The organism is Brevibacterium casei CIP 102111 (assembly GCF_900169275.1).
GTDB classification, from domain to species: Bacteria; Actinomycetota; Actinomycetes; order Actinomycetales; family Brevibacteriaceae; genus Brevibacterium; species Brevibacterium casei.
Genome location: NZ_FXZC01000003.1, coordinates 227,766 through 243,616 on the forward strand (window position 1 = coordinate 227,766; position 15,851 = coordinate 243,616).

The window sequence follows — 15,851 nt, forward strand, 5'->3', positions numbered from 1 at the left end:
GCTCAGCCTCGGAGGATGAGGCTCATCGCCTCCGCCCGGGAGGCCGGTTCGCGCAGCTGGCCGCGCACCGCCGAGGTGATCGTCGAGGCACCGGGTTTGCGCACGCCGCGCATCGTCATGCACAGGTGCTCGGCTTCGACGACGACGATCGCGCCCTGCGGTTCGAGGTGCTTCATCAGGGCGTCGGCGATCTGACTCGTCAGCCGCTCCTGCACCTGCGGGCGGCGAGCATAGACCTCGACGAGGCGGGCGAGCTTCGACAGACCCGTGACCTTGCCGTTCTTCGCCGGGATGTAGCCGACATGGGCGACCCCGTGGAAGGGGACGAGATGGTGTTCGCACATCGAGTAGAGGTCGATGTCGCGGACGAGGACCATCTCCTCGTGGCTGATGTCGAAGGTCACCGAGAGGATCTCGGCGGGGTCCCGGTGGAGGCCGGCGAAGATCTCCTCGTACGCCCGGGCCACGCGGGCCGGGGTCTCCTGCAGACCCTCACGGTCGGGGTTTTCGCCGACGGCGAAGAGGATCTCGCGCACGGCCGCGGCGATGCGGTCATGGTCGATCGTCGGTCGTTCCTCAGCGGTCTCGCCGAGGTCGCTGAACACGTAGTCGGTCATCAGCGGTCGCTTCCTGGGTCGTAGCCTCCACCCGTGGACGGACCGATCGGGCCGGTGGGCCCGGTCGGTCCCGAGGGGCCGGTCGGACCGTTCGGGTCGACGGGTCCCGGCGGGTTGTGGGGAACGTCGGGGCCGTTGGTGCCGGTGGGTCCGGCCCCCGGCAGGTCGGTGGTGTCGGGACCGGGTCCGCCGCTGTGGCCCGTCTCGCCGTTGCCGCGGCCGCTGGCGGGCGCCGGCGGGACGATGGGTCCCCGGTCGGAGACGGGACGCTCGTCGTTGGCCAGCCACACGTCGCGGCGGGGGCGCTTGACGACGGTGGCGAAGATCGCCTCGAGTGCCGCCTGGTCGAGGGTTTCGCGTTCGAGGAGCTGGTAGGCGAGGCTGTCGAGGACGTCGCGGTTGTGGGTGAGCACCCAGTAGGCGTCGGCGTGGGCGGTGTCGATGAGCAGCCGCACCTCTTTGTCGATGGCCGAGAGCGTCGAATCGCCGTACTCGTCGCCGCCGCCGTAGCCGCGCCCGGCGAAGGGCTCGGACTGGTCGTCGCCGATCTTGACCATGCCGAGCTTCTCGCTCATCCCGTACTGGGTGACCATCTTCCGGGCGATGTTCGTCGCCTTCTCGATGTCGTTGCTCGCCCCGGTCGTCGGGTCGTGGAAGACGACCTCCTCGGCGACGCGTCCGCCCATCGCATAGGCGAGCTGGTCGAGGAGTTCGTTGCGGGTCGTCGAGTACTTGTCCTCGGTCGGCAGCACCATCGTGTAGCCGAGCGCGCGACCGCGCGGGAGGATCGTCACCTTCGTCACCGGGTCGGTGTCGTTCATCGCCGCCGCCACGAGCGCGTGCCCGCCCTCGTGGTAGGCGGTGACGAGGCGCTCCTTGTCGTTCATCAGGCGTGTGCGCTTCTGCGGTCCGGCGATGACGCGGTCGATCGCCTCGTCGAGGATGCGGTTGTCGATGACCTTCGCGTTCTCCCGCGCGGTGAGCAGGGCGGCTTCGTTGAGGACGTTGGCGAGATCGGCGCCGGAGAAGCCGGGCGTGCGCTTGGCGATCTGTCCGAGGTCGACGTCGGGGGCCAGCGGCTTGTCCTTCGCGTGGACCTCGAGGATCCGCTTGCGGCCCTTCATGTCCGGGGCCTCGACGGGGATCTGCCGGTCGAAGCGGCCCGGGCGCAGGAGCGCGGGGTCGAGGACGTCGGGACGGTTGGTCGCGGCGATGAGGATGACGTTGGTCTTGACGTCGAAGCCGTCCATCTCGACGAGGAGCTGATTGAGCGTCTGCTCGCGCTCGTCGTGGCCGCCGCCCATGCCGGCGCCGCGCTGGCGGCCGACGGCGTCGATCTCGTCGATGAAGATGATGCAGGGGGCGTTCGCCTTCGCCTGTTCGAAGAGGTCGCGGACGCGGGAGGCGCCGACGCCGACGTACATCTCGACGAAGTCGGAGCCGGAGATCGAGTAGAAGGGCACTCCTGCCTCGCCGGCGACGGCCTTCGCGAGCAGGGTCTTGCCGGTTCCGGGCTGGCCATAGAGGAGCACGCCCTTGGGGATCTTCGCGCCCACGGCCTTGAACTTCTCGGGTTCGGCGAGGAACTCCTTGATCTCCTCGAGCTCTTCGAGAGCCTCGTCGACTCCCGCCACGTCCTTGAACGTGACGTCGGGGTTCTCCTTGTTGACGAGCTTGGCCTTCGACTTGCCGAAGTTCATCATCTTCCCGCCGCTCATCTGGGAGATGAGGAACCAGAAGACGATGAAGATGATGACGAAGGGGATGAGTGTGCCCAGCAGCGACATCAGCCAGCTCTGCTGCGGCACCTCGTCGGTGTAGCCTTGTGTCGGGTTCGACTCGGTGACGGCCTCGACGACCTCATCGCCGCGCTGCTCGACATAGTAGAACTGGACCTTGTTCCCGAAGTCCTGACCGTCGATCTTGAGGTCGTCCTTGAGGGTGAGGTCGACGCGCTGGTCGCGATCGACGATCTTGACCTGTTCGACCTTGTCGTCGGCGAGGAGCTTGAGTCCCTGTTCGGTGTCGATCTGGCTGAACCCGACCCGACTGAAGAGGAGCGCACCGATGGAGACGACGAGGAGTGCCATGACGATCCAGATCAACGGACCCTTCGTCGCCTTGGTGAGCAGGGGACGTCGCTTGTTGGACTCGGCCATAGATCCTCTCAGGAATTCAGTCTCGACAGCCCGGCCAGGCCGCCGCGGCTGCCTGGGAGCATCCCCCACAGCCTAGTACGTACCTCTGGGATAGCGGGAATCCGTGAGGTTTTGTTCCCAGGCCAGGTCAGCTGTCAGCGAACGCGGGGTTCGCGTTCAGCTGCGTGCGTCGACCGGCGGCGGGTTCGCTCAGCTGTAGACGTGCTGGGCGAGGGTCGCGACGAACGGGACGTTGCGGTACTTCTCCGCGTAGTCGAGCCCGTAGCCGATGACGAACTCGTTGGGCACGTCGAAGCCGACGTACTTGACGTCGATGTCGACCTTGACGGCTTCGGGCTTGCGCAGCATCGTGCAGATCTCGACGTCGGCGGCTCCGCGCGAGCGCAGGTTCTGCACGAGCCACGAGAGAGTGAGGCCGGAGTCGATGATGTCCTCGACGATGAGGACGTGGCGTCCGGTGAGGTCCGTGTCGAGGTCCTTGAGGATGCGCACGACGCCCGAGGACTTCGTGCCCGACCCGTACGAGGACACCGCCATCCAGTCCATCGTCACCGGAGAGTGCAGGGCCCGGGCGAGGTCGGCCATGACCATGACCGCTCCCTTGAGGACGCCGACGAGGAGGATGTCCTTGTCCTTGTAGTCCTCATCGATGGCGGCTGCCAGTTCAACGAGTCGGGCGGCTATCTGTTCTTCCGAGACGAGCACTTCTTCGATGTCATTGCCGAGATCGTTGATGTCCACTGCGGTCGATTCTCCTCGTGTGGGGTGGGTGTGCCTCCATTATGGGTGACGGATGACCCCACAGCCACCTCACCCGGGCCCCGCCTCAGCGAGTTCGTCGTCGACGGTGCCGGGCGCGGCCGAGAGGTACCCGGTGACCCCCATGAGGGCGGAGACGACGATGAGGAGGACGAGCGGAGGCGTCCACGATCCGCTCGCTCCCAGCAGGGCGCCGACGGCGAGCGGCCCGAGGGCGGCGAGGACGTACCCGGTGGATTGGACGAACGCCGAGGTGCGCGCCGTGATCGAGACGTCTCGGGTGCGGCTGGTGATGAGGGCCAGCGCGGCCGGGAACGCGAATCCGCCGTAGGAGAGCAGGACCGCCCAGAGGACCGGCGCCGAGGCGGGGGCGAGGAGGAGGCCCGTGTAGCCCGCGACGGCGCTGGCTGAGAAGGAGACGAGGAACGCCCGCGGGGCGAGGCCGCGCATGATGATCTGCGGGGCGAGGAAGCCGCCGGGCAGACCGCCGAGGGTGACGATCGTGAGCATGATTCCGGCGGTCACGGCGTCGAGGCCGGCGTCACGGTAGATCTGCGGCAGCCACCCGAACTGGACGTAGGCGTTGACCGACTGGAGGCCGAAGAACATCGCCATGTACTTCGCCTTCGCCGTCGAATGGATGTGCCGCCTCGGCGCGGGCGTCTCCCCCCGCTCACGCCGCGGACGAGGGAGGACGGGCACCGAGCCCGTCGCGCGCAGGACCGCCCACGTCGCCAGGGCGGCGAGCGGGACGAGCATCCATGCGCCGAGTCCGATCCGCCAGTCGCCGAAGTGCTCGGCGAGCGGCGCGGTGAGGAAGGCGGGGACCATCGCGCCCAGGCCGAGGGAGACGGTGAAGGTCGTCGCCCCGAGGTGGACGCGGTGCGGGAAGCGGGTCTTGACGAAGACGGGGAGGATGACGTTTCCGAACGACATCCCGGCCAGTGCGGTGACGGTGAGGAGAGCGAAGGGCAGGGATGAGTCGACGAGGACGCGGGCACCGATCCCTGCGGCGATGAGCGCACACGAGACCGCGAGCGAGGCGAAGAGGCCGACGCGGCGCAGCAGCGGCACGGCGAGGAACCCGCACAGGGCGAAGATGAGGCCGGGCAGGGCGGTGAGCAGGCCGGTCTGCCATTCGGCGAGGCCGTAGGCGGTCTGCACCTCGGCGAGGACGGGGCCGAGTGAGGACGCGGCAGGGCGCAGCGACGAGGCGATGAGGACGAGGCAGACGAGAGCGAGGATGTCGAGCCCGGGACCTGTGCGCGGATGCTCGGTCCCGGGGGTGCTCATCATGCGCCCATCCTCTCACTCGGTCTCGTCTCGGGTCCGCGGCGTCCGCGCTCCGGCACGGGGGTCTCCGGCGGTGCCGGATCCGGGGTGACTGCCGGGACGTTCGGCGGGAGCCGGTGCCGGGACGTTCGGCGGGAGCCGGTGCCGGGCGCAGGCGGTGCCCACCGCCGGTTCCCACCGAACCGAATAATGGTATACCGTTTGGGTGGATGCGTCGAACGCAGTCGCCGCAGCGGCGACGGGCCCGAGCTCGACGCCGGTTGCCGCCCCGACGAACGAAACGGAGTACCCGATGACCATCACCGTGAGGAATGTCAGGATCGCCCCCCATCGCCCCGACGAGGCGGCCGTCGACGTCGTCGTCGACGACGGCCGGATCGCCGCGGTCGTCCCGAGCGACGGGGCGGCCGGTTCGGGCGACCCCGGTGCCGCATCGGATACGGGCGACGCCGATGCCGCATCCGCGCACGAGATCGTCGACGGGAGGGGCCGGGTGCTGCTGCCCGGGCTCGGCGACGTCCACGCGCACCTCGACTCGAACCGGATGGGGCAGACGTTCCGCCCGCACACAGCCGACGGAACCCTGCACGGCTACATCATGAACGACCGGCGGAACTGGCGCGACGGCGAACGGACGGTGCGCGACCAGGCGAGCTATGCGATCGCTGCGATCATCGCCTCGGGCGGGTCGCGGATCCGCTCGCACGCCCAGGTCGACTCCGACACCGGACTCGAGCGCTTCGCCGGAGTCCGCGACGCCCTGTCCGCGCATGCTGACGTCCTCGACTCGCAGATCGTCGCGTTCCCGCAGGCCGGAATCGTCCGGGAGAAGGGCGTGGCCGATCTGCTCGACGCGGCACTGCGGGAAGGCGCCGATCTCGTCGGCGGCCTCGACCCCGTCCAGTACGACCGCGACCCGGTCAGGCACCTCGACATCGTCTTCGGTCTCGCGGAGAAGCACGGCAAGGGCCTCGACATCCACCTCCACGAGGGCGGGACCGCAGGCGTGTACTCGTTCGAGGAGATCGCCCACCGGACGACGGCGCTCGGCCTGCAGGGGAAGGTGACGATCTCCCATGCGTTCGCGCTCAACACGAACCCCGAACCGGTCGTCCGTGACCTCGTCGAACTCCTCGCCGAGGCGGGAGTGTCCCTGACGACGGTCGCCCCGGCCAAGGGGAGCCTGCCGCAGAGCCTGCTCTCCGCGCATCGGGTCGCCGTCGGCCTCGGCGAGGACGGTCAGCGCGACTACTGGAGTCCCTACGGCGACGGTGACCTGCTGCGGCGGACATGGCAGCTCGCCTTCACCAACGGCTTCCGCCGCGATGAGGACATCGAGCACTGCCTCGACATCGCCTCCCGCGGCGGAGCGCAGGTGATGGCCGGTGCCCGCCCCGATGGCACCGCACTCGTCGACGATGCGGCCTACGGCCTCGGCGTCGGGGCGCCTGCGGACTTCCTGCTCGTCGATGCGGACACGGTCACCTCGGCGATCATGGACTGCCCGACCGATCGGGACGTCTACAAGGGCGGGCGTCTCGTCGCCTCTGGCGGGGAGCTCCTCGGCGGCCTTCGCTGACCGCCCCCGCGCGGCACAATCGGAATCGCCTCCCTCGCGTATCCCCACCCGCAGCGACAAAACCACCGTCTGCACATGTAGGACGTGACGCTCCGTGGAGGACGTGCGGCGCTCAGCGGTGTGTGAGGCTGCGGGTTGCGTGTGCGTCTGCCGGAGCAACGCGAGGCCCAGGGTTGTCTGTGACGCTCAGGGTACGAGGTGCGTGGCTGCGGGTTGTCTGTGACGTTGCGGGTTGTGATTGCGTTCGCGGATTGTGTGTGACGCTGCAGGCGCGGATTCCTGGCGTCAGCCGCGGGCGGCCTTCGCGGCCGGTCCGAAGCACACGGTGCCCGCTCCGTCACTGCCGCCTGAAACGACGACCTCGGTGTCGCCGGGCAGCGAAAGGTGCCTCCCCGCTCCCCCGCCGTGTCGCGCAGCGGCGCCCTGCCTGATGAGCACCGCGAGCTCGGCGACGCGTGCCGCGCCGAAGCTCTGCGCGGGCACCCCGAGGGAGATCAGCCATTCGCGCAGGACGCGGGTGAGCAGAGCATCGTCGAGGTCGGCGAGCTCGGCCAGCCGGAGTTCGCGGCGACCACGGACGGCTGCGACCGCCTCGGCGGCGGATGCGTCGAGGAAGTCGGCGTCTGTCCGGCACAGCTGCGCGGTCCGGGCGAGGTTGTCGGTCACCGGCTGACCGAGATCGGCCTCGAGGGAGGTGAGCAGGGACCGGACGCGGACGCGCGCATAGGCACGGTCGGCGTTCATCGGGTCGTCCCAGACGGTGATGCGCTGTGCTGTGCACGACGCCTCGGTCGTCGCCCGGTCGATGTCGAGCAGCGGTCGCAGCACGGACCCGGCGCGCACCGCCATTCCCGCCAGAGACCGCGTCCCCGAACCGCGCAGCAGCCCGAGCAGCACCGTCTCGGCCTGATCGCTGCGCGTGTGCGCGGTGACGATCCACTCGGCGCCGACCCGCGCCCGCACCTCCTCCAATGCCGCATACCTGGCGTCGCGGGCGGCGGCTTCGAGGCCTTCGGGTCCGGCGGTGACGTCGACCCGCACCGCCTCGGCCGGCACGCCCCACGACTCCGCGGCCGCCACCACCTCGGCGGCCACCTCGGCGGATCCGGGCTGGAGTCCGTGATCGACGGTCACGGCACGGGCCTCGACCTCGCCGCGCCGGTGGAGGAATGCGCACGCGTGGAGGAGCGCCATCGAATCCGCTCCCCCGGAGACGGCGACGACGATCCGGGGCACGGAGCCGGCACCCAGCCCGGCGCGCACGGCGTTGCGGATCGCCCCGCTCGCCGGATCGAGGGTCGGACGGCGTGCGTGCTCAGCCATCGCGGGCCTCACCCGTGGACGCGGTCGAGCCACAGCCGAGGCGTGTGGATCTCCGCGCTCGTGGGCAGGTTCGCCGGGCTCGAGTAGACGGCGCCGAAGCCGGTCTGCCCGACCTCGTTGCGGACCTCGCGGACGAACTTCGCCCCGTCGCGGTACTGTGCGAGTTTGAGGTCCATCCCGAGCAGGTTGGAGAGGAACCCGCCCTGTCCGGCGTCGCGGCGCGCCTCGAAGCGGCGGCGCAGCTTCCGCACGCTGGGGATGACGCTGAGGCCGACTTCGTCCATGACGACGTCGGCATGTCCCTCGAGGAGGCTGAGGATCGCCGAGGCGTCGGTGAGTGCCGTGCGCATACTCTCGTCCCGGATGAGATCGACCATGCTCGCCTGTCCGCGGACGATCCGCCCGAGGACGGCGAACACCTCGGCGAGCGTCGAGAGTCCCGGGGCCGAGAGCGGGGTGGCCACCAGCTGGGAGAGCAGACCCCGCATGTGCTCGCGCAGCCACGGTGCGGTGGCGAACTGGACCTGGTGTGTGGCTTCGTGGAGGGCGACCCACATCCGGAAGTCGCGGGGTCTGACCTTCATCGCCTCCTCGGCGATGAGGATCGAGGGCGCGACGAACATCAGGCGACCGGCGTCCGTGGCGAACGGATCGTACTGGCCGAGCACCCGCGTCGAGAGCAGGGAGAGGACCCCGGCGACCTCGGCTCCGGCCGCCCTGCGCGCCGCCGGACCGGGGGCGACCGGCAACGCGGAGACGTCGACCATGCCGTTGAGGGACTCGGCGTTGGCCTTGATCCAGCCGACCTGGTCGAGGACGAGCACCGCACCCGCCCCGAGCCTGCCCCGCACGTCGTCGGCATGGGCGGGGTCGAGGAGGAAGGCGTCGACGACGAGGTCCTGGGCGGTGAGCGCGTTCTCCTTCATCTCCGCCACGAGCGCCTCGACCTCTCCGGGTGCAGGCAGTTTCGCGGCGGAGACGACCTCCTTGGCCGTCCGGACGGCGAACCTCTCGTCGACGATCATCGGCACCCGCAGTCGGCGAGGGCGGAGACGAGATCGTCGACGGTCTTCCGGGCCTCGAGGATCTTGTCCTTGTCGACGCCGTCGATCTGGACGCTGAAGACGAGGTACCGACCGTCGGCGTCGAGGACTCCCCCGGCCAGCGAGGTCACCGTCGAGAGCGTCCCGGTCTTCGCATGCACCGTCCCTGCGGCGTTGACGTCGTCGCCGAAGCGGTCGGTGAGCGTGCCGGTCAGGCCCCCGACCGGGAAAGAGCTGATGAGGCTCGAGAGCGAGTCCTTCGCCGTCACCGAGGACTGGAGGACCGTGGTGAGGTCGTGCGGGCTGATCCGGTTGCCGTAGTCGAGCCCGGAGGTGTCGTTGAGCTGGGTCTGCCCGAGGTCGACGGTGTCCTCGAGGGCGGCGATGACGCCCTTGGGTCCGTTCTCGAGGCTGCCGGGCATCCCCTGCGCGATCGCGACCTCGTTGCCGAGCACCTCGGCGACGACGTTGTCGCTGTGGACGAGGGCGTACTCGACGATCTCGGAGATTGTCGCGGACTCGACGGACGCGAGCGTCTCCGCGGATTCCCCGGACCCAGCGGTCTCCCCGGACCCGGCGGTCTCCCCTGACCCAGCGGATTGCTCCGACTCAGCGTTCGCCTCGGCGGGGGCAGCCTCGGTGACGGTGATCCCTGCGGTTTCGAGCTCGGTGCGGAAGGCGTCGAAGGCGACCTGGGCCGGCTTGTCGCTGCGCGCCCGCCACGCGTTGTTCGGGTCGCCGAGGTATCCGCTGTCGACCATGAGCGGCTGGATCGGGGTGATGACGCCCTTGCCGATGTCCGCGCGCTCCCAGCCGGGGCTGAAGTCGGTGCCGGGGTATCGACTCGTGTCCAGGCGCAGTGCCACCTCGTGGGTCTTCCGCTCCTTGAGCGCCGCCGCCGTCTCCTGGGCCAGGGTCGTCAGTCCGGCATGGCCGTTGACGGATCCCGGCTGGGACTCGCCGCCGCCGAGGAGGACGTCCCCGCCGCCGACGAGCGAGACCGTCCCCGTGGCCGGGTCGAACGTCGTCGTCGTGGTCAGCCGCTCGTCTCCGCCGATGGCCAGCAGCGCCGCCGAGGCGGTGAGGACCTTCGTCACCGACGCCGGGGTCCGGGCTCGGTTCTCGTCGGCGGCGAAGAGGACCTTGTCGGTGAGGCCGTCGCGGACCTCGACGCCGAAGCCCTTGACCTTCGATTCGCCGAGGATGCGCTCGACCTCCGGTCCCACCTTCGTCGGGATCGGTGCGGTGTCGTCGAGCGCCGAGGCGGGGGCCGGGACGTCGCGTCCCTGCGCTTCGGGTGTGGGAACGGGGTCGACTTCGATCGCGGGCTCGGTGGTGAGGAATCCGGGGACGACGTCGGCGGCGTCGGCGACGCCGTAGCCGAGCGCTCCGGCGAGGAGGATGCCGGCACTCACCCCTGCTGCGATCCGACCCCGCCTGCGCGTGCGGCGGGGACCGTCCGCGGAGTCCTGCGGACGGTGATCGGAGGTGGGGTTCAAATGCGGGCTCCCATTCGTCTCGGCGGCGGGCCCTCTCTGGGCCGAGGAGGAGGGCTGAGGATGTCTCGGCGGGGACTTGTAGGCTCTATCCTAGTGATGCCACCCTAACGCGTAAGGAGCACTATGGAACTCTTGGCCACCATCGAGATCCCTCGAGGTTCGCGCAACAAGTACGAAGTCGATCACGAGACCGGCCGGGTCAAGCTCGACCGCTACCTCTTCACGTCGATGCAGTACCCCGCGGACTACGGTTTCATCGAGGACACTCTCGGCAACGACGGTGACCCCCTCGACGTGCTCGTCCTCCTCACCGAACCCCTGTTCCCGGGTGTGCTCGTCGACGTCCGCCCCATCGGCATGTTCCAGATGGAGGACGAGGCCGGCGGCGACGACAAGGTCCTCGCGGTTCCCGCCGGCGACCCCCGCTGGGACTCCTACCAGGACATCGGCGACGTCGACAAGTTCACCCTCGACGCGATCGAGCACTTCTTCACCCGCTACAAGGATCTCGAGCCGGGCAAGTTCGTCAAGGGGTCGAACTGGGTCGGCCGGGAGGCCGCCGAGGCCGAGGTGACCGCCTCGATCGAGCGCTTCAAGAAGGACGCGCACTGATCGGCCTCTGAGCCTCTGGAGCCGAGCTCACCTCAGCTCACCTCATCGACCGCCTCGACGATCATGTCGGGGCGGTCGATCATCATCAGGTGCCGGGAATCGCGGATCTCATGACGGACGAGATCGGCGAAGGCCGCCTCGAGGATGCGGGAGCGGCTCCGGCTCGGCAGAGGAGGTGCGAGCAGCGCCGAGGTCCTGGCCCGGACCGGCTCGGTCCGGCCCCGCAGCGATTCGAGGTCGGCGGCCTGGCTGCGGTAGCTCAGCCATTCGGCGATCGCGGCCCTGAGCGTGTCCGGATCCGTGTACGGATCCTTGAACGCCTCGGGATCGAGGGCGCGACCCGAACCGCTCTGCCGGAGGAATCCCTGATGAGAGAGCCAGGAGGCGGCCTCACCGATCTGCTCACGGGTGACGAGCGCCCCGAGGACCGGCATCCATGTGGCGAGCGAGAAACGGCCGGCCGGGCCCCGGAACCGGTAGTCCTCGATCGAGGGGTCGACGAGGACGATGCCCGCCACGCGCTCGGGGCGCAGCCGGGCGAAGGCCTCGGCCCGGAACGCCGCCATGGAATGGGCGACGATGACGACCCGGGAATGACCCGCGATCGCCCGCTCCATCGCGGCGAGCTCGCCGGCGAGGTCGGGCAGCGTGCCCGGCCACCGGGTGCCGGCGAAGCCCGGACGGTCGAGCGCGATGACGTCCCGGTCGGGCATCTCCGCGATGACGGGCAGCCAGCCGGCGGCGGCGAGAGCACAGCCGTTGAGGAAGAGGACGGGGTCCTTCCCCTCCCCCGCCGAGGCGGTCGCCGGGCGCTGGTAGACGGTGAAGCCGTCGACGACGGCGCGCGACCACCGGGCGAACTCCGGCTCAGCCGACATCGCTCGTCTCTCTCCGCTTCTCCGGGGACCTGTCGGCCTCGCCTCGGCCGACGACGGCGAGGTAGCCCAGGTGCGCGCTCCACGCGGCGATGGTGAGCACGGCGATCGCCTGCACATAGCCCTGACCGGAGCGCCACACGGCCTCGATGATCACCGAGGCGAGGTTGGTGACGAGGAGGACGACGAGCACGGCGACGACGCCGCGACCGTAGGGTGTGCCCAGTCTGCCGCGACGACGCAGGGCGATGACCGCGATGACCATGCTCGCCAGGGCGGCGAGCGCGACGATCGTCGAGGCGATCGTGTGGAGGAGGAAGTCGGCGCGCAGCGGGTTCGCCGTGTACTCGGCGTAGCAGACCGGATCGAAGGTCTGCGTGCACGGCAGGGCGGCGATCGCGTCTCCGATCGTGGCAAGCCCCGTGAGGCCGATTGCGATGGCGAGCGGCACCGTCGCCCGACCGAAGCGGGAGCGCCACCCGCGCACACCGAGGACGGCGATGAGGACCATGAGGGTCCCGGCGATCGCGTCCCCGCTGCGGAAGACCCAGGAGGCGGGCTGATCCATCGCGGCGAGCTCGGAGAGGTAGCCCGACAGCGGCTGCGGGTGAGGGCTGAGGAAGAGCAGCACCCACGAGTCGTAGGTGATGAGCACCCCTGCCGCGAGCAGGATTGCGAAGATCCGGCGCATCTGTCTCCGTTCGTCTCTCTGCGGTCCGGGCAACCGTCGTCGGGCGCGGCTCAGTGGCCCTTGGGCTTGGCCAGCGGGAAGGTGATCGTCGAGCGGATAGTCTGCTCGGTGAGCAGCATGACGAGCCGGTCGAGGCCCATGCCCATGCCGCCGGCGGGCGGCATCCCGTATTCGAGGGCCGTGAGGAAGTCCTCGTCGAGCTGCATCGCCTCGGGGTCGCCGCCGGCTGCCGCCAGGGACTGCGCGGTGAGCCGCTCACGCTGGAGGACGGGGTCGACGAGCTCCGAATAGGCGGTGCCGAGCTCGGAGCCGAAGATGATGAGGTCCCACTTCTCGGCGAGCATCGGGTCGGTGCGGTGCTGCCTGGTCAGCGGGGAGGTCTCGGCCGGGAAGTCCGTGTAGAACGTCGGCGCCACCGTCGATCCCTCGGCGACCTCCTCGTAGATCTCCTGGAGCAGCATGCCCCAACCCCACTTCGGATTGACGGTGAGCCCGGTTCGCGCTGCGATCCTCCGCAGGGTCTCGATCGAGGTGGCCGTCGAGACCTCCTCGCCGATCTTCTCCGAGATCGCGTCGGTGAGCGAGACGGTCCGCCATTCCTCGGCGAGGTCGATCTCGTGTTCGACGCCGTCGACGGTGCCGCGCACGACCGTGGTGCCCAGGGCCGCCTCGGCGGCGTTGATGACCATCGTGCGGGTGAGCTCGCGCATCGTGTTGTAGTCGCCGCCGGCCTGATAGGCCTCGAGCATCGAGAACTCGGGGTTGTGGGTGGCGTCGACGCCTTCGTTGCGGAAGTTCCGGCCCATCTCGAAGACCCGGTCGAACCCGCCGACGAGGAGGCGCTTGAGGTAGAGCTCGGGGGCGATGCGCAGGTAGAGGTCGAGGTTGTAGGCGTTGATGTGGGTGAGGAACGGCCGCGCGTTCGCGCCCCCGTGCACCGTCTGGAGAATCGGGGTCTCGACCTCGAGGAAGCCGCGGGACTGGAGGGTCTCGCGGATCGTGCGGAACGTGTTCGAGCGGATGACCATGAGGTCGCGCTGGCCGGTGTTCATCGTGAAGTCGAGGTAGCGCTGGCGGACCTTCGCCTCGGGATCGCTCAGTCCCTGCCACAGGCTCGGCCAGGGCTGCAGGGACTTCGCCGACATCGTCCATGAGGTGACGAGGAACGACGGGGTCCCGTTGCGGGAGGTGCCCTCGCGCCCGCTCACGGAGATCCGGTCGCCGCGGGAGACCCACGCGGACAGTCGCCTCAGCGACTCCTCACCGAGCACCTCGCGTTCGCACACGAGCTGGTGGTCATGTCCCTCGCTGCGCAGGTCGAGGAAGACCACGCCGCCGTGATCGCGGATGCCGAGCACCCGCCCGGTGAGGACGGTGCCTTTCGCCGCCGCCGCTGCCGCCTCGGCGGGGTAGGGTTCGACCCCGGCCTCGAGCATCGCATCGCGCACGCCGAGGCGGTGCCTGACCTGGTCGGAGACCCGGACTCTGCCCGTGGGCGCGGGTTCGGGCGGGGCGATGTCGAGGAGCGGCGCCGCCTGCTCACGGGTGTAGATCGGCTGGCTCTCATTGCCCTTGGTGAACATCTTCGGCGGGGAGAGGAAGCCTTCGGCGATGCTCACGGCCAGACCGATGCGGGCGAGGTCGGATCCCTCCGGGTAGCAGAGCATGCGCGGCACCCACTCCGGATCGTACTTCTCGTTCGACCGATAGAGGGATTCGAGCTGCCAGAACCGGGAGAGGTAGAGGAGGATGTTGCGCCACAGCCGCTTGAGCGGTCCCGCCCCGAGCTCCTTGCCCTGCTCGAACGCGGAGCGGAAGACCGCGAAGTTGAGGGAGACGGCTGCGATCCCGAGGTCTCCTGCCTCGCGCATGAGACCGGCGACCATGAATTCGGTGACGCCGTTCTCCGCGAAGGGGTGTCGGCGCATGACGTCGAGCGAGACTCCCGAGGCGCCCCACGGCACGAAGCCGAGCAGTCCGGCGGTGGTCCCTGCCAGGGTTCCCGCGTCGGCGGGGAAGAGCGCCTCGACGAAGAGGTTTCCGCCGTCAGCCGGGTCGCCGAAGCGACCGAGGGCCATCGAGAAGCCGCGTTCGTTCTCTCCGTCGCGCCATTCGTCGGCGAAGATCGCGAGCTCCTCGAGCTCAGCGGCGGGGATCTCGGACTGGTGACGGATGCGGATCGTGTAGCCGAGACTGGTCAGCTTGGTCACGGCCCGTTGGACCTCCGGCAGCGCGGAGAGCGTGAAGTCCTTCGTGTGGAGGACGGCCTCGTCGCCGACGTGGAGGACTTTGAGGCCGGCATCGTGATAGGCCTGAGCGCCCTGCTTCGAGGCGGCGAGGACGGCCGGCACCCAGCCGAAGGACTCGGCGTGCGCGACGAAGGACCGCGCGGCCGCCGCCCACTGCTGCGGCGGTCCGACCGGGTCGCTGGCGACGAGGCAGACGCCGGCGTGGACCTGGTAGGTGATGACGCAGTCGTCGGCGAAGAACGCCGAACGGTCGCGGCGGGTGCCGAAGTAGCCGAGTGAGTCCGAGGAGTGTGCAGCCAGACCTTCGCGGATCCTGCGCTCCTGATCGATGTCGATGCGCTCTGCGTCCCTGGCCGAGCGCAGGCCAGTCCAGAACGCGAGGATGATGCTTGCGCCGGTGCCGAAGCCGAAGACCGAGAGCATCCAGCTCGCCTCCGTGCTCTCCTTGAGTCCGGCGAGTTCGGCGATGATCTGGCGCGCCTGGACTCCGGTGAGCCCGCCGATGAAGTACTGGACGACGAGGATGATCGCGGCGGTGATGACGATGCCCAGCGCGAGGACACCGATGGCCTTGAGGAATCCCCGCGGCTGGGTCTTCGCGTTGTACCACCTGCGGTGGACGATCAGGCCGATGAAGACGATGACCGGCAGGATCATCCCGGTGAAGAGGTCACCGGTCATCTCGTCGGGGGCGAAGACGATGAAGCCGTAGAGGATGACGGCGTAGAGAGCGAAGATGATGGAGAGGAAGACCAGCGTGATCCACCACGCCGCCCGCTTGCGGATGGCCAAGGCTGCGGCGAGGACGATGAAGACGACCGAGGTGACGAAGTCGACCGGAGTGAATGGCACGAACCATCGCCACATGAACTCGAAGAACCGGTCGAGCCAGCTTCCGGCCGGGGTGATGAGCTGGACGAGCATGAAGACGGCGACGATCGTCAGCACTCGCGGCAGCCACCGCACGAAGAGCGGGGCCTCGGACTGGGTGGGGACGGGTGTGGGAGGCATAGGGAGAATCCTGTCATACCCATCTGAACCGAGGCTCCAGGTGAAGGGCTCACGGAGCCGCGAGAGCGGCCTTCTGCCGCTGCGTTCCCTTACCCTGTCAAGTGATCCTGCCCTCGGCTGATCCCGCCCCGAGTCCGCCTC

Annotated in this window: 12 protein-coding genes; 2 read left to right on the top strand and 10 right to left on the bottom strand. The window is 69.3% G+C overall.

The features are described from left to right. Positions 1-2 precede the first annotated feature (2 nt). From folE to BC102111_RS08065, 4 genes are all read right to left on the bottom strand, one after another. Positions 3-617, bottom strand: coding sequence for a GTP cyclohydrolase I FolE (gene folE, locus BC102111_RS08050; protein WP_009380926.1), 615 nt, complete (start codon positions 615-617; stop codon positions 3-5). Continuing rightward, positions 617-2,776: an ATP-dependent zinc metalloprotease FtsH gene (gene ftsH, locus BC102111_RS08055; RefSeq protein WP_009380924.1), complete on the bottom strand. Its 2,160-nt coding sequence runs from the start codon at positions 2,774-2,776 to the stop codon at positions 617-619. The genes folE and ftsH overlap by 1 nt, the downstream gene beginning before the upstream one ends. A gap of 189 nt (positions 2,777-2,965) precedes the next feature. Next, positions 2,966-3,517, bottom strand: a complete 552-nt coding sequence (gene hpt / locus BC102111_RS08060) for a hypoxanthine phosphoribosyltransferase (RefSeq protein WP_009380922.1) — start codon at positions 3,515-3,517, stop codon at positions 2,966-2,968. A 69-nt stretch (positions 3,518-3,586) separates the two neighbouring features. Continuing rightward, on the bottom strand, positions 3,587-4,831 hold the full coding sequence (locus tag BC102111_RS08065) for an MFS transporter (RefSeq protein WP_009380921.1): 1,245 nt from the start codon (positions 4,829-4,831) through the stop codon (positions 3,587-3,589). Positions 4,832-5,033: 202 nt separating this feature from the next. Here BC102111_RS08065 and BC102111_RS08070 point away from each other — a divergent pair, with 202 nt between their 5' ends. Continuing rightward, complete coding sequence (locus BC102111_RS08070; protein ID WP_197907837.1) at positions 5,034-6,407, top strand: amidohydrolase family protein; 1,374 nt, start codon at positions 5,034-5,036, stop codon at positions 6,405-6,407. Positions 6,408-6,692: 285 nt separating this feature from the next. On the opposite strand, the gene tilS is transcribed toward BC102111_RS08070, so the two are convergent. Genes tilS through BC102111_RS08085 form a run of 3 tightly spaced genes read right to left on the bottom strand, consistent with a single transcriptional unit; the run spans position 6,693 to position 10,272 of the window. Next, positions 6,693-7,730 (bottom strand): tRNA lysidine(34) synthetase TilS, encoded by a 1,038-nt coding sequence (tilS, locus tag BC102111_RS08075; RefSeq protein WP_101624000.1) that lies wholly within the window; start codon positions 7,728-7,730, stop codon positions 6,693-6,695. Between the two features lie 8 nt (positions 7,731-7,738). Beyond that, positions 7,739-8,755 carry an Rv3626c family coenzyme F420 biosynthesis-associated protein gene (locus tag BC102111_RS08080; protein WP_101624001.1) on the bottom strand — a complete coding sequence of 339 codons (1,017 nt, stop codon included), beginning with the start codon at positions 8,753-8,755 and terminating at the stop codon, positions 7,739-7,741. Then, positions 8,752-10,272 carry a D-alanyl-D-alanine carboxypeptidase/D-alanyl-D-alanine-endopeptidase gene (locus BC102111_RS08085; protein ID WP_223290024.1) on the bottom strand — a complete coding sequence of 507 codons (1,521 nt, stop codon included), beginning with the start codon at positions 10,270-10,272 and terminating at the stop codon, positions 8,752-8,754. The genes BC102111_RS08080 and BC102111_RS08085 overlap by 4 nt, the downstream gene beginning before the upstream one ends. 123 nt (positions 10,273-10,395) lie before the next feature. Between BC102111_RS08085 and BC102111_RS08090 the strand changes: the two genes are divergently transcribed. Next, on the top strand, positions 10,396-10,884 hold the full coding sequence (locus BC102111_RS08090) for an inorganic diphosphatase (protein ID WP_009380916.1): 489 nt from the start codon (positions 10,396-10,398) through the stop codon (positions 10,882-10,884). Between the two features lie 32 nt (positions 10,885-10,916). On the opposite strand, the gene BC102111_RS08095 is transcribed toward BC102111_RS08090, so the two are convergent. The 3 genes from BC102111_RS08095 to lysX are packed head-to-tail and all read right to left on the bottom strand — an operon-like array spanning position 10,917 to position 15,710. Then, on the bottom strand, positions 10,917-11,762 hold the full coding sequence (locus BC102111_RS08095; protein ID WP_063249273.1) for an alpha/beta fold hydrolase: 846 nt from the start codon (positions 11,760-11,762) through the stop codon (positions 10,917-10,919). Then, the gene (locus tag BC102111_RS08100) at positions 11,752-12,450 is read right to left on the bottom strand and encodes a DUF998 domain-containing protein (protein WP_101624003.1); all 699 of its coding nucleotides are present in this window, start codon (positions 12,448-12,450) and stop codon (positions 11,752-11,754) included. The genes BC102111_RS08095 and BC102111_RS08100 overlap by 11 nt, the downstream gene beginning before the upstream one ends. 50 nt (positions 12,451-12,500) lie before the next feature. Continuing rightward, entirely contained in the window at positions 12,501-15,710 is a 3,210-nt protein-coding gene (gene lysX, locus BC102111_RS08105; protein WP_101624004.1) for a bifunctional lysylphosphatidylglycerol synthetase/lysine--tRNA ligase LysX, read from the bottom strand. Between the last annotated feature and the right edge of the window lie 141 nt (positions 15,711-15,851).